This is a genomic window from Nostoc sp. UIC 10607 (genome assembly GCF_047228265.1).
GTDB classification, from domain to species: Bacteria; Cyanobacteriota; Cyanobacteriia; order Cyanobacteriales; family Nostocaceae; genus Nostoc; species Nostoc foliaceum_A.
In genome coordinates, this window is sequence record NZ_JBIQNW010000009.1 from 150,725 (window position 1) to 164,382 (window position 13,658).

The window sequence follows — 13,658 nt, forward strand, 5'->3', positions numbered from 1 at the left end:
ATATAAGGGCGATCGCGCATTTTTTAATAGAAATAGAATTATAGCGGTTCCCATTCAAATGCAGTACAAGATTATATTGCAAGGTGTAAGGGCACGGCAGTGCCGTGCCCTTACGGGTGTACCTCACGTAAACGAGAACCGCTATATGTTAGAAAACTACTAATAAATGCTGAAATATTAGACAACATCTGTGATTTAGTAATGAATAGCAGCTTTCAATGATTTAGATGCTTTTTAAGCAATAGGTCATTTACAGTTAGCGATTTTTACGACTTTTATTAGTTTTTTATATTTTTTTAGCTTTTGCTGTTCCTGTAAAGCTTTCGTTCTTCTTTCTTCAAAACTAAAAGACGCGTACTTGCTTGACACTGAATAATATACATACTTTTCACGATTAATAGTTCCCGAAGAATTGCTTGTAGAGAAATATTTCCAAGAATTAGAGTGTCCAATTCCATGAGGAAGTCCAGCGCCAGTTGTTGCTTTCGTGATTTGCATAAGCTAAAAATTATCAATTTCTACTTATTTATATTAATAATTAACTATACTATACCATTCTCATCAACTGGATATTTAGTAATGTCTATTTGCATAAATTGGTAATTTATACAATCACAGGTTTATACAAAGGCGCAAAGAAAAACTCTGCGCCTCTGGGTGAACTTAACCCATGAACTTCTCAACACCAACGACTTCAACCTGCTGCACCTCTGGCAACAAACGCTTCATACCTTGCTTAACAAATCCCTGCAAAAAACCAATCTGCTGATTTTGCTGAAATACTTTTTGCAATGTTTGCCGCAAATTCTCCAAATTCAAACTAGTCCCAGAATCTATTGCTATTTCCTGCTGTTGGAAATACTCAACTAGACTTAACCCTGCTACCCTGGTCAGATAAGCTGCACTTACTCCCTGCACTACGCCGCCAGCAACAAAGGTAACGGCATTACTTTTTAGAACAGTACTAATCGCCTTGGTAGAAAGTTCAATTAAACCTAGTTTCAGCATCAAACTTCCCATTGTTCCAGCTACGGTTTGTGCCTGTTCCAAGGAAAATTTCTGCTGATAGATATTACCCAAATCCATTACCATTTGAGCATTAATTGCCGCAGTCGCCAGAATATCAAGGGCTGGGACTGGGTTAGCAAAGGCAGTAGCAGCAGCTATCCATTGATATTGTTCAATAATTGGGGTGGCGCGATCGCGTCTGGTTGCATTTAGCCAGTTTTTCGCCTCAGCTTTCAACAGCCCGGCTTTCCTCATGGTAGTTACCCAAACCAGCCGTTGTCCCTGCTGTGCGAAAACTTCACCCAACTGCTGCGTCAACTGCTGGATATCTGCTTCTGGTTGTTCCATCCACTCTTGTATAGAACCATCAGCCTCATGCTTTCGGACTTTGATCGGAATGGGAGAGGCCGCAGTTGCAACTACATTTCCCTGCATCCGCTGTTTCAATGACAGCAAGACGCTGGCGCTTTCATCGGCTAAATACTGATCTTGTTTGTTGAAAACCAGAATTGTAGGCTGATTTGCTGCTTTTAGTTGCTGTAAGGTTTGAAATTCTGAGTCTGTCAAATCACCGTTTGTCAAGAACAGAACAAAATCAGATTTTGCTACTTCTGCCAAAATAGCTGCATCTGAATTTTCACTCGCTTCTCTAAACAAAGGTGCTGTTTCTTCTAAAGACACCAACCTTGGTGTCTCTACATTTTGGTTTAGCACCTGAATTAAAGTGCTTTTACCCACGGATTTACCGCCAGTTACAGCAACTTTAATTTTTTGCCTGTCTAATTCAAACAATAATTGGGCAACTTCTTCTCTAAGTGGCTGTAATGCCGGATGATTTTCTGCTTCTTGTGCCAGTTGGTTAATTACAGTTTCAGCTTTAGCGATCGCACTTTCCACAGTCGGCCGATCTATTACCATACCATCTAGCTGCTCTAAACTGTCTTTCGGGCGATTTTTTTGGAATAACCACAAACCACCGCCTACAGCTAAGGCACTCAATAAACCAAACTCACTCACCTGCACTATAGAATCGTGCCAACTTTGTAACATCCACAGAGAAAAGGACAGTCCCAATCCTCCCACTAAAATTGGTCGCTGCAACTTCACAACCATGATTATCCGCGCCTTTTAGATGGCTATTTCTTCCAGAATAGATCAAAATAAAACAAAAACCCCGCAATCTTCACTGATTGTAGGGTTTTTGTTTTATTTGGTGGCGGGAAGTGGATTTGAACCACTGACCTTCGGGTTATGAGCCCGACGAGCTACCAGGCTGCTCTATCCCGCGTTGCTCTTGACTTTTATAGTATAACCTATAGTCAAGAGTTTGGCAACTACAAAAATGATAATTCTCCAATTACTTCTAAACGCTTGTATTTTCCCAAGGTGACAAACTTTTCTGAGAGGCTTTCTGCGGCGCTGGGACTAATCCAACCCATTTGTTGGAGTAAGTGAATCGCAACGGCATGTTTTGCCCGTTTTGCCCCGTCCATGACTTTAATTGCCAATCCCATGCCCTCACCGAGTCTACCAATGCACTGCACTCCTTCGGCACCAGCTTTGCTGACTAGTTCTCCTGGAGTTAAGCGCATCAGTTCCGTATCAAATTCTCCATCTCCTGCTACCATCGCGGGGTGATGAGTCATAGCACGGACAATGCGCTCCATATCCAAGTTGGTACTAGAGGCTAACAATGCATACAAAGATGCCATATGACCGAGTTGCATCAGATAAGTTGGTGCACCACAGTCATCATGAGCGCTGATAAACTCTTCCGCAGGCATTCGCAGCAACTCTGCTACTTTGCCCAAAATCAATTGCTGTATTGGGTGCTTGCGATCCAAGTAGTTATTCAAAGGCCAATGGCGTTGCTGACAAACAGCTAACATTCCTGCATGTTTTCCAGAGCAATTGTATTCCAGAGGACTCCGCTTACCTTCAGGAATTGGACACTGAAGTATAGTCGGGTCAAGATCAGCCCGCCAAAGGATGTTAAATACCTGTCGGACTTGATCTATTCTTCCTTTATGGGAACTTGTGATAATTGCTAAGTCGCGATCGCTGAGTTGATAGCGTTCCAGTGTACCTGTGGTGGTGACTGCGAGTGCCTGAAATGGTTTAAGCGCTGAACGGATAAATGCAGCAGTTTCAGAATTTCCGGCAACGGTTAGAACCCGTCCTCGTTCATCGCAGACAACAGCTTGGACTATATGCCTGGATTCAATAATACCTTCCCGCAGCAACCGGACTTCCAGTGCTGTGGCTTGAGTTCGTTTTCCCATTGTCATGGGTTTATATTTATCACCTTTTTTAATTAATTAGTCATTGGTCATTAGTCATTATCTAAGGACTAATGACTAATGACCAATGACTTTTTAAAACAAATGCCAAACTATAGTACCAATAACGTACATTCCCGCCAAGCCAGCAAAGGTAAATTGTAACCGCCGCAAAATAGGTTTAATTTCGTATGAAACAATCAAGCGATCGCGGTTAAGGATTTCCTGTGGCTTTGTCCAAGTTTGACCGTCATACCAGCCAGACTCTTCATAAAAGACTGTAGGGCTGCAAAGGCGATCACACACGTAGAACCAGCCTAAGTACAACCTTACCAGTGCTAGCACTACCCCAACACTCGCTGCTGCTGCACCACAGAGAATAAAATGTGCAATATACTTGTGAGGGGGAAAACTTGCCGCAGCTACAGGCCCTGCTACCAGCCAAGATAAACCCCAAATCCAAACAATTTTCGTGATATACTCGCGCCAATCTAAAGTGCTATCACGAAACAGCCAGGAAGTTTTTAACTCTTCGTACTCATTAAGCGGTTGTTGGTCTGTAGGAACTGGGCAATTAGAAACCGAAGACCTAATCATGTTGGCTTACCCTCACCCTCATCAGATTCTGGAAGGGAAATACGCTCTGCATGAATCCAGAACGCTTCTAAATTATAAAACTCCCGTTCCTTGGGCATCATGATGTGAACGATCACATCACCGTAGTCTTGTAGTACCCAACTCCCCTCAACTTTTCCTTCTGTCCTTATGGGACGCCGTTGCAACTCAGTTTCGACTTTTCCTTCAATTGCTTGAGCGATCGCTCTTACTTGTACCTTAGAATAGCCAGTCATCATCACAAAGTAATCAGCTAGGTAAGATACCTCTGCTACTTTGAGCAATATAATCTCACCTGCTTTGCGGTCTGATCCAGCAACTGCTATCGTTGCAGCTAATTTTCCGCTCTCCTCTTCGGTATGGGCGTGGCTCTTTACCACACTCTTCGTCAGTGGAACAGATTGTAATGGGAAATTTCCTTGGAAATAATCAGTCATTAAACCTCAGGTGCTTTCTTTCTTTTGAAACAATTGTTTACATTTACTTACAAATCACAAACAATTGATCTGAAAATGTGTCAATAGGTTTTTTTGAATACTAACAAAAAAACAGGTGTCTATGGGGCTAGTTTGATAATTAGCTAGTGCAAGGAGGCATGAGGCAGAAGGAAACAAAATATGTCAATTAAGGTTTTTAACCTTTTTCAACTGGATAGTTATTTCCGCCATGCCGTACTAATAATTTGCAGGTAAGTCTACATCTATGCTTTTGGCTGTCTGCTACTAAAAACTACAATACAACACAGCAGATTCATGCCTGGTCTACCAAAAGTGTGATTGGCACAAGTCTAGTACTTGGTATGACGAGATACTAAAGCACTCATTTAGTATGGATAAAAATTGCTATTCCCACAGATTGAATGAAGTGATGGGGAGGGATTTTTGAGTCAAGTTGCCCCAAGGGTATTGGTCTATTACTAGCATCTTTAAAGTATAATTAACTACCCTCAAATATTTGACGCTTTAAAAATTGAGGGTAGAATTACTACTTTATTAAGTATAGTCGTACTGAAGGATTAAGGTAAAGGTATGTAATCTAACTCTACTGCTGTAGATTAAACTTCTTGTTTTGTAACTCTTGTGGACTGAATTACTCCGCGATCTGCTGTCAATGAGTAACACAATGACTCATATTGATTTAAAGCTTGCTCAAAAGCATAGTGTTCAACGGCATATTGGCGACTTTTATAACCCAGAGTTTTTACTTTTTCGGGGTTTTGGTATAAATCTAAAATTGCCATTGCTAAAGCTTGGGGATCTTCTGGAGGAACGATAACTCCGCCACCACTTTGCCTGATAGCTCTTGCTGCTGTCCCATTGTCAGGGACAGAGGCAACTAACGCCCCTCCACTAGCAAGCAGCACTTGGATTTTTGATGGCATATTGAAGGATACAACATTTTTCTTTTGCACCACCAAGCCAACATCGGCGGCTGCTAACATTTGTGGCAAATATTTGCGGGGTTGAAACGGAAGTAGCAAAACATTATCTGCGCCGCAGTCTAGACATTCCTGTTGCAATCGCTCTAAACCTTTTGCCTCTCCAACGATGACAAAAACAATATCTGGGATATGGCGCAACACAGAAGCAGCTTTGACAACGCTTTCTAAGCCTTGGGTTAAGGCAATGTTGCCAGAATAAAGTACTACAAATTTGCCATTCAAATTATGTGCTGTGCGGAAAGGGTTATTTTCTTTAGGCAAAGGGCGGATAAAATTTACATCAACCCAGTTAGGAATTTGCACAATTTTGTCAGCTTCTACGCCCTTAGATCGCAAATTGTCCACAAACCCATCGGCAATGACGCTAATTTTACTGGCAGTATGGTATGCAAATTTTTCCAATAATTTAAACAACTGGATGAGCAATTTATTTTTCAGTAGACCGACGTGGACGGCTGCTTCTGGTAATATATCTTGTAGATTTAAAATCACAGGACAAGCACGTAACCATCCTAAAAGAGCAACTGGTACACAGCTTGGCAAAGATGGCGATGTTGAGAGAATCACATCTGGACGCCAACCGATAAGAGCGGGCACAAAACTAGTGACCACAAAACTAGCATCTAGTAACACCCGATCTAATAGGTTAGGTTGTGGACGAATCCAAACGTAACTGCGTTGGATTTGAACGCCGTTTTTGTATTCGTTGAGATACCACTTACCCCGATATTCTTGGTAAATTTGACGCTCAGGGTAGTTAGGCATAGCGGTGACTACGCGCACTTGATGCCCACGCTTCACTAGTCCCTCTGCTAATTCAGTCATCAGTGGGGCAATACCAATTGGCTCTGGATAGTAGTTGTAGGAATAAATTAAAATCCGCATAAAAAGTTAGTCCGAAGTACCCCGGTTTTTTATTTAATGACAATACTTTGTCTTAAACATTGTTTAGAGCTTGGAAACTCCTATATTTAATTGTGGCTTCAGACTCTTCTTCTGTCAGGGAATTTCCTTAAAGATTGAGTAAACTTTAATATCAGGTACTTAGAGCAACGATGAATTTTTTTTACTATTTAAGCAATATACAAATTGTTCATTTTTGATTGGTACGTAAGTATAAACCCTAACTACACTAGGTTTTACCAGCCCCTGAGACCAAATTGGGATAGTTTGTATGAATTGAATTGTTCTTAGAAAGAAGGACACAACCGATTTTACTAACACCTGATATTAATAAGGTTGTTTTATAATACTAGTCATTCAATGAGCGATCGCCCTTGTATTTTCTCATTTTTTGCTGGCTCAGGTTTTCTCGATTTAGGTTTTGAAACCAGCGGTTTTAAGATTGTTTATGTAAATGAGATTTTTTCCTCGTTCATGGCTGCATACCGCTATTCACGGCAGGTTCTCAATCTACCGTTGCCAGAATACGGATATCATGAAGGAGAAGCAGGAGACATAACCCAACTTCTCGAAGGTTTACAAACACAACATCTCCAGAAGTTAGTACAAGACTGCCGCAAATCTAATAATATTGTCGGCTTCATTGGCGGGCCTCCCTGTCCTGATTTTTCTATTGGCGGGAAAAATAGAGGATGTTTAGGAGATAATGGCAAACTTTCCGCTTCTTACGTTGAATTAATTTGCCGCAATCTTCCAGATTTCTTTTTATTTGAGAACGTTAAGGGGTTGTGGAGAACGACAAAGCACCGTTTATTTTTTGAATCGCTTAAGCAACAATTACTGGAATCAGGCTATATATTAACAGAGCGGTTAATTAATGCTATCGAATATGGTGTACCCCAGGATAGAGAAAGAATTATTCTCATTGGTTTCCGAAATAATTTTATCAAGGATATAGGAATAAAATTCGGTAGTGAAAAGTCAATACCTGAGAGACATTTTCCTTGGGATAATCATATTTTATATCCTCGAAAAAATGTTTTTGCTTATCCTTGGCGTAAGTGCGAACCATTTGAAGAAAATTCCATTATGCCTTGTCCTGATGGCATCCCTCAAGAACTCACCGTAGAATACTGGTTTAGAAAAAATAATGTTCTGAAGCATCCCAATGCTGAACACTGTTTTCAACCAAGGGCAGGCATTACAAGATTTGCTGCTATTTATGAAGGAGATGATTCTAAAAAGTCTTTTAAGCGTCTTCACAGATGGCGTTATTCACCAACAGCTTGCTATGGAAATAATGAAGTACATTTGCATCCCTATAAAATCCGCCGAATATCTGTGGCAGAAGCTTTAGCGATACAATCTTTACCTGCAAATTTTGTACTTCCAGAGAATATGTCGCTCACGAATATGTTTAAAACTATTGGTAATGGTGTCCCATATTTGGCATCGAAGGCGTTAGCTAAAAATATTATTAACTTCTTAGGCACTGACTTCACAAATGGTGTTGATATTTCTAAGCCTACTACTGTCTAATGTCAACTTAAACACTTACAGTAATTCCGCAACATCTACAAAGCCGACATCCGATAGAAGTCAGCAGCTTCTTTTCAGAATAAACTCGTAATAAATATGGTTTAATATATATATAAGAAATGTTTTAATTTTTTATAAAGTTTAATAATCAATCACTGGCAGAAGACACGATGGCAGCAGACTATCCCGATATTGATATTGCGCCATTTATCGATCACTCCCTCTTAACGCCAACTGCGACTCCAGAGCAGGTTGAGCAGTGGTGTGAAGAAGCATACAGATTCAATTTTGCGGCGGTTTGCTTGCACCCCGCCTATGTCAAACAAGCAGTCGAACTCCTACACGGCAAGAACCCGAAAGTCTGTACGGTGATTGGCTTTCCTACTGGTGCAACGACTTCAGCAGTGAAACTGTATGAGGCTCAAGAAGCGGCGGATAATGGGGCCACTGAGTTGGATGTGGTAATGAACTTGGGCTGGTTGAAAGCTGGAAAAACTGAAGAAGCCCACCGGGAAATTGCCGAAATTTGTGAAGAGACGGGGCAAACTGTCAAGGTAATTTTAGAAACCAACCTGTTGACAGATGCGGAAAAAAAAATAGCTGCTGAAATAGCTATGGAGGCGGGAGCGGCATTCTTAAAAACTAGTACAGGTTGGAATGGTGGTGCAACAGTGGCAGATGTACGACTTTTGCAGGAATTGGCAAAAGAAAGGGTAGGAATTAAAGCTTCGGGTGGTATACGCACTATCAATCAAGCCCTAGACTTAATCGTAGCGGGTGCTACTAGATTAGGCACATCTCGCGGTATCGATTTGATCCGCCAGCGCGATAACCTGGGAAAGGATGAATAGTCATTTGTTTCTCGTTCTAGCCCGCGGGAAACTGCTGGCACGTCTAGGTCATTTGTCCTTTGTCCTAACCTAATGACCAATGACCAATGACCAATGACCAATGACTAATGACTAATGACTAATGAGTAATGACTAGAACCTACAAAGCAACGGGAATTAATCTTAAAACTCAGGTGCTGGGAGAATCGGATAAAATAGTGACGATTTTAACACCAGAATTTGGTCTGATTCGAGCAGTGGCTCCAGGGGCACGCAAGCACAACTCCAGCCTGGGCGGCAGGAGTGGTATGTTCGTTGTGAATGAACTATTGATTGCGAAAGGGCGATCGCTTGATAAAATTACTCAAGCACAGACGTTAAAAACTTATCCTGGTTTAGCTAAAGATTTGGGAAAATTGGCTGCCAGCCAGTATTTAGCAGAAATAGTCCTGTGTCAAGGTTTGAGCGAACAACCCCAAGAAGAACTTTATGAGTTGTTCAATGAACATCTCCATCGGTTGGAGGCGTTGTCTAGTGCTAAGGCATCTGGTGTTTTGGCTCATCTGGCTCATGGGGTGTTTCACCTTTTAGCCTTAGCAGGAGTAACGCCGCAAGTGCAAATCTGCTGCCTATCTGGGCGTTCGCTAAAGCCAGACTTTACAGACCCCAACTGGCAGGTAGGATTTAGCATCCCTGCGGGTGGAACGGTTTGCTTAGAAGCTTGGGAACGTTTACGAAGAGAGGGAGAGAGAGAGAGGGGGATACAAAGAAATTCATCTTTTTCTCCATCACCTAATCGCCCCATTATTCCATCACCGCCAAAACCTGGCTCCCAAACAGTTGTTGTGCATCGGCAAGAAATACCTGTGATTTCTAGTCGTGCGGGTGCCATGGAACTGGCTTTGCTTCAACATCTGTCACAACCAGAGATAATGCAAATTGATGGTGCTAGAGATCATCACTGGTTATCTGTTGAGCAGATTTTGCGCCAGTATGCTCAGTATCAATTAGGTCGCCCTATTCGCTCTGCTACCTTGATCGACTCTTATTTTGCTGCCAACCATGATGCAACCGTCTGATTTGGATAATAAAATCCTGCCTTTGTCACCAAGCCTCGCCAAAAAACAGAATAGGGTATCAGAACCTACAGTCAGGAATCACTTGAGCGCCGTTTCCAAGTGTACACCTAGTCAAATCAATGGCCAAGAAATGTCCCCAAAAGATGTTTCTAAAAACGATCAAAGTTGGACAGCCCAGATCCCAAAAACTGATGTTCCAAGTCAATCAGAAACACAATCTGAGGACAAATTAACCACTACTCAAGGAGATAGCAACGGACAGAGTTTGCCAGTAACTACTATTCCAGAAAAAGAACCACAAAAATTAGATGGATCTGGTTCAGGTGGAGAAGCTGGTTCAGGAAATGTCAAACAACAGGGATTTTTGCCTGTATTAAAAAACCCTAATTTCCTGGCTCTTTGGGGCGGTCAAGTTTTCTCCCAACTAGCAGATAAAGTTTATTTAGTGCTGATGATTGCTTTGATTAATACTCAGTTTCAGGCTAGTAATCAGAGTATTAGTGGTTGGGTGTCAGTTTTGATGATGGCTTTTACGATTCCCGCCGTATTATTTGGTTCCGTTGCTGGGGTATTTGTTGATCGTTGGTCGAAAAAGGCTGTGCTGGTGGCGACGAATATGTGGCGCGGCATCCTGGTTTTGTCAATTCCCTTCCTGCTGTGGTTGACTCATGGCTGGAAACCCATAGGAGTCCTGCCAGTGGGTTTTTTGATCATCCTGGGTGTGACTTTTTTAGTTTCCACGCTGACGCAGTTTTTTGCACCGGCAGAACAGGCGGCAATTCCCTTAATAGTAGAAGAACAGGATTTACTCTCGGCAAATTCGCTTTATACGACAACGATGATGGCATCGGTGATTGTTGGGTTTGCTGTTGGGGAACCATTGTTAGCGATCGCCGATGGACTTTGGCTGCAAATTGGTGGTAGTGGTAGTTTGGGCAAAGAATTTTTAGTAGGTGGTAGTTATGCGATCGCTGGACTAATTTTGTTCCTGTTGGCAACTAACGAAAAACACCACGACCCCGGTACAGAATTCCCTCACGTATTCTCTGACTTGCGGGATGGTTTTGCCTACCTCAAAGCAAATCATCGCGTCCGCAATGCTTTGCTTCAGCTGATTATCTTGTTTTCTGTCTTTGCAGCATTAACTGTTCTAGCCGTTCGCATGGCGGAAATCATTCCTAACATGAAAGCCTCTCAGTTCGGCTTTTTACTAGCAGCCGGCGGTGTTGGTATCGCTGCTGGAGCAACAATTCTCGGTCAATTTGGTCAACGCTTCTCCTATATCCAACTAAGTCTGTGTGGTTGTATGGGCATGGCAGCATCCCTGATTGGTCTATCAATATTTACAACTCAACTGTGGCTAGTTCTGTTACTGGTGGCGCTATTAGGTATCTTTGGGTCGCTAGTGGGTATTCCCATGCAAACAGCGATTCAAACAGAAACACCTCCAGAAATGCGTGGTAAAGTCTTTGGTTTACAAAACAATGTAATTAATATTGCTCTCTCCTTACCTTTGGCATTAGCAGGTGTAGCAGAAACCTTTTTGGGATTACAGGCAGTTTTTTTGGGATTAGCAGCGATCGTCTTTTCAGGAGGTATATTAACTTGGTATAACTCACAGAAGTAGTTATCAGCTAACACGAGCTATTATTCATTACTTTTAAGTAATTAATATTTACTTAAAGCTTTTCTGTTCATGGTAAACTGTGGTCAGTGAAAATTTATCACATACTTGCGGGATATCAATCTGACATTAGTCAGAATAAGTTGTTTAAACATGAGAAACTAACAACTTATAAGTAGAATAAATAAAGCCATAAATCAACTGGTTTAATAGCTTAAAATAGGCTTTTTAAACTAAATTCTGTTGAAAATTTGTAATAACTAAAAGACCAGCAAGTATAGCTAGATAAAATAAAAATCACGAAGGACACACAAGTAATAGATCAAACCCGCTTTTCTAACAGCTAAATAAAGAATGCGTATAGCCTGGATTGGAAAAAAATCACCCTTTTGTGGCAATGTTACCTACAGTAGAGAAATTACAAATGCCTTACTAGACAAGGAACATCAAGTTAGCTTTCTTCACTTTGCCCAAGAAGAATCTGAACCTGACAACTGGCCAAATCTCCGAGAGGTTTCCCTACCTTTCATTTACAAGTCGCAGGTTTACACAATTCCCACTTTTAAAGCGACCAAAGTTTTAACCGATTCGCTGCGGAAAATCAAGCCAGATATAGTCCATGCTTCATTGACACTATCTCCTCTAGACTTTTTTCTACCGGAAATCTGTGAGGAACTGAAGTTGCCGCTAGTTGCCACTTTTCACACACCGTTTGCTGGCAAGGGGGCAAAGCTGATATCGGGAACACAACTTTTGGCTTATCAGCTTTACGCGCCTTTTTTAGTTAACTACGATCGCGTGATTGTATTTTCTCAAATTCAGCGAGAATTATTGGCAGGTATGGGTGTGAGGAAAGAAAATATTGCCGTAATTCCCAACGGTGTTGATACTGTCAAGTATTCTCCAGGATTTTCTCAAGTCAAATCAGAATTTAAAGCCGAACGCTTGTTTGTCTATCAAGGTCGCATAGCGCCCGAGAAAAATGTCGAAGCCCTCCTCCGGGCTTGGAAGCAGTCGGCAATGGGGCCTAGTAGTAAGTTGCTAATTGTTGGGGATGGTCCTTTGAAGTCTTCCTTAGAGCCATTTTATGGTTCAGAATACGGCATTATCTGGTTGGGATTTGTAGCTGATGAAGACCGACGCATCGAAATTTTGCGGGGTGCAGATGTATTTATTTTGCCTTCATTGGTAGAGGGTTTGTCCCTATCTTTGTTAGAAGGTATGTCATGTGGGCTAGCTTGTTTAGCAACAGACGTGGGTGCAGATGGAGAAGTATTGGAAAAGGGCGCAGGTATAGTTATTAGTACTAAAACAGCGCGATCGCAATTAAGAACCCTCTTGCCAGTCTTGCAAGACCATCCAGAGTTAACAACCTTACTAGGGCAAAAAGCCAGACAGCGTATATTAGACCGCTATACCCTAAGTAAAAATATTACTCTACTCGAAGAACTTTATAAAGAAGTTTTAGCACAGCGACCTCTACCGCTAAGTCGCAGAGCGTAAGGGATGCCAGTTGTTACAATGAATAGCGCAGCAATAGCGAGTTAAACGCTATGCACAATCGCTAACGCTTCTCTACCGAGACGCTGTGCGAATGCTATCGAGCGTTGGGAAACTCCGCAAGGCACTTGCTCCCCTAAGTGTATTTATTTCAAAATCCTATATAAAGCATCAGTTTGTAATTGATTATCATCCTATATTTTCAATTCTTGATCTAGTTCATGACAGACAGTGGCTTGGACATACTCACCTGTTAGACTAGGTGTCATCATAAAGTCATAAAATGTAAATCATTCTCGGCAAAAATTAATATATTAGTTAACATTAAATAATAAATAACAGTAAATTAAAGCTACACAATCAACAAATGACTACAATCCTCGACATAAAAACATTATATGAATCCAATTACCTGCAATGGTTAGAGGAGACTATTAAATGTCTAAAAAATCGACAATTAGCAGACATTGACTATGAAAACTTAATAGAAGAATTGGAAGATTTGGCTAAGAATGAAAAAAGGCGAGTAAAAAGTTTGTTGGAACAAATTATTAGACATTTATTACTTTATCAATATTGGGATTTAGAAAAGCCAAAAAATGCTAACCATTGGGCTGCGGAAATTATTAGTTTTCGTAATCAAGTAAATGAAGATTTAAGTGCCAATTTACGCAAACATTTAGAGGATAATTTCAGCGTAATTTATAGCAATACTTTAGATTATGTTAAGACTAAAACAAAGCTAAATAATTTACCTGAATTATGTCCTTATACCTTAGAGCAAATTTTGGATAAAAATTGGTTGCCTTAATATTAAATTTTGATTCTTTGCACGAAACA

The 13,658-nt window shown here is 41.1% G+C and carries 12 protein-coding genes and 1 tRNA gene; 6 read left to right on the forward strand and 7 right to left on the reverse strand.

Going from position 1 to position 13,658, the window contains the following annotated elements; genetic code table 11:
• Positions 1-246: 246 nt before the first annotated feature.
• The 7 genes from ACEYW6_RS11400 to ACEYW6_RS11430 form a co-directional block, all read right to left on the reverse strand.
• On the reverse strand, positions 247-498 hold the full coding sequence (locus tag ACEYW6_RS11400; protein ID WP_412979794.1) for a hypothetical protein: 252 nt from the start codon (positions 496-498) through the stop codon (positions 247-249).
• Between the two features lie 165 nt (positions 499-663).
• Positions 664-2,121, reverse strand: a complete 1,458-nt coding sequence (locus ACEYW6_RS11405; RefSeq protein WP_412979795.1) for a YcjF family protein — start codon at positions 2,119-2,121, stop codon at positions 664-666.
• Between the two features lie 98 nt (positions 2,122-2,219).
• Positions 2,220-2,296, reverse strand: a tRNA-Met gene (locus tag ACEYW6_RS11410).
• Between the two features lie 46 nt (positions 2,297-2,342).
• Entirely contained in the window at positions 2,343-3,296 is a 954-nt protein-coding gene (locus tag ACEYW6_RS11415) for an asparaginase (RefSeq protein ID WP_190891308.1), read from the reverse strand.
• A gap of 87 nt (positions 3,297-3,383) precedes the next feature.
• On the reverse strand, positions 3,384-3,884 hold the full coding sequence (locus ACEYW6_RS11420; RefSeq protein ID WP_190891306.1) for a CGLD27 family protein: 501 nt from the start codon (positions 3,882-3,884) through the stop codon (positions 3,384-3,386).
• Positions 3,881-4,339, reverse strand: a complete 459-nt coding sequence (rsfS, locus tag ACEYW6_RS11425; RefSeq protein WP_412979796.1) for a ribosome silencing factor — start codon at positions 4,337-4,339, stop codon at positions 3,881-3,883. The genes ACEYW6_RS11420 and rsfS overlap by 4 nt, the downstream gene beginning before the upstream one ends.
• Positions 4,340-4,956: 617 nt before the next feature.
• Positions 4,957-6,228, reverse strand: a complete 1,272-nt coding sequence (locus ACEYW6_RS11430) for a glycosyltransferase family 4 protein (RefSeq protein WP_412979797.1) — start codon at positions 6,226-6,228, stop codon at positions 4,957-4,959.
• Between the two features lie 378 nt (positions 6,229-6,606).
• On the opposite strand from ACEYW6_RS11430, the gene ACEYW6_RS11435 reads away from it, so the two are divergent.
• The 6 genes from ACEYW6_RS11435 (at position 6,607) to ACEYW6_RS11460 (ending at position 13,629) form a co-directional block, all read left to right on the forward strand.
• On the forward strand, positions 6,607-7,785 hold the full coding sequence (locus ACEYW6_RS11435) for a DNA cytosine methyltransferase (protein WP_412979798.1): 1,179 nt from the start codon (positions 6,607-6,609) through the stop codon (positions 7,783-7,785).
• 170 nt (positions 7,786-7,955) lie between these two features.
• On the forward strand, positions 7,956-8,636 hold the full coding sequence (gene deoC / locus ACEYW6_RS11440) for a deoxyribose-phosphate aldolase (RefSeq protein ID WP_196509013.1): 681 nt from the start codon (positions 7,956-7,958) through the stop codon (positions 8,634-8,636).
• A gap of 128 nt (positions 8,637-8,764) precedes the next feature.
• A complete protein-coding gene (gene recO / locus ACEYW6_RS11445; protein WP_412979799.1) occupies positions 8,765-9,694 on the forward strand; it encodes a DNA repair protein RecO in 930 nt (309 codons plus the stop codon).
• Complete coding sequence (locus ACEYW6_RS11450) at positions 9,681-11,321, forward strand: MFS transporter (protein WP_412979830.1); 1,641 nt, start codon at positions 9,681-9,683, stop codon at positions 11,319-11,321. The genes recO and ACEYW6_RS11450 overlap by 14 nt, the downstream gene beginning before the upstream one ends.
• Positions 11,322-11,672: 351 nt before the next feature.
• Entirely contained in the window at positions 11,673-12,821 is a 1,149-nt protein-coding gene (locus ACEYW6_RS11455) for a glycosyltransferase family 4 protein (protein WP_412979800.1), read from the forward strand.
• Between the two features lie 364 nt (positions 12,822-13,185).
• Entirely contained in the window at positions 13,186-13,629 is a 444-nt protein-coding gene (locus tag ACEYW6_RS11460; protein WP_412979801.1) for a DUF29 domain-containing protein, read from the forward strand.
• Positions 13,630-13,658 lie beyond the last annotated feature (29 nt).

What these genes read in the sequence shown, in the direction of transcription:
- ACEYW6_RS11430 (WP_412979797.1), bottom strand. Translation starts at nt 6,228, where the DNA reads ATGCGGATTTTAATTTATTCCTACAACTACTATCCAGAGCCAATTGGT.
- deoC (WP_196509013.1), top strand. Translation starts at nt 7,956, where the DNA reads ATGGCAGCAGACTATCCCGATATTGATATTGCGCCATTTATCGATCAC.
- ACEYW6_RS11450 (WP_412979830.1), top strand. Translation starts at nt 9,681, where the DNA reads ATGCAACCGTCTGATTTGGATAATAAAATCCTGCCTTTGTCACCAAGC.
- ACEYW6_RS11435 (WP_412979798.1), top strand. Translation starts at nt 6,607, where the DNA reads ATGAGCGATCGCCCTTGTATTTTCTCATTTTTTGCTGGCTCAGGTTTT.
- ACEYW6_RS11405 (WP_412979795.1), bottom strand. Translation starts at nt 2,121, where the DNA reads ATGGTTGTGAAGTTGCAGCGACCAATTTTAGTGGGAGGATTGGGACTG.
- ACEYW6_RS11460 (WP_412979801.1), top strand. Translation starts at nt 13,186, where the DNA reads ATGACTACAATCCTCGACATAAAAACATTATATGAATCCAATTACCTG.
- recO (WP_412979799.1), top strand. Translation starts at nt 8,765, where the DNA reads ATGACTAGAACCTACAAAGCAACGGGAATTAATCTTAAAACTCAGGTG.
- ACEYW6_RS11455 (WP_412979800.1), top strand. Translation starts at nt 11,673, where the DNA reads ATGCGTATAGCCTGGATTGGAAAAAAATCACCCTTTTGTGGCAATGTT.
- rsfS (WP_412979796.1), bottom strand. Translation starts at nt 4,339, where the DNA reads ATGACTGATTATTTCCAAGGAAATTTCCCATTACAATCTGTTCCACTG.
- ACEYW6_RS11400 (WP_412979794.1), bottom strand. Translation starts at nt 498, where the DNA reads ATGCAAATCACGAAAGCAACAACTGGCGCTGGACTTCCTCATGGAATT.
- ACEYW6_RS11415 (WP_190891308.1), bottom strand. Translation starts at nt 3,296, where the DNA reads ATGACAATGGGAAAACGAACTCAAGCCACAGCACTGGAAGTCCGGTTG.
- ACEYW6_RS11420 (WP_190891306.1), bottom strand. Translation starts at nt 3,884, where the DNA reads ATGATTAGGTCTTCGGTTTCTAATTGCCCAGTTCCTACAGACCAACAA.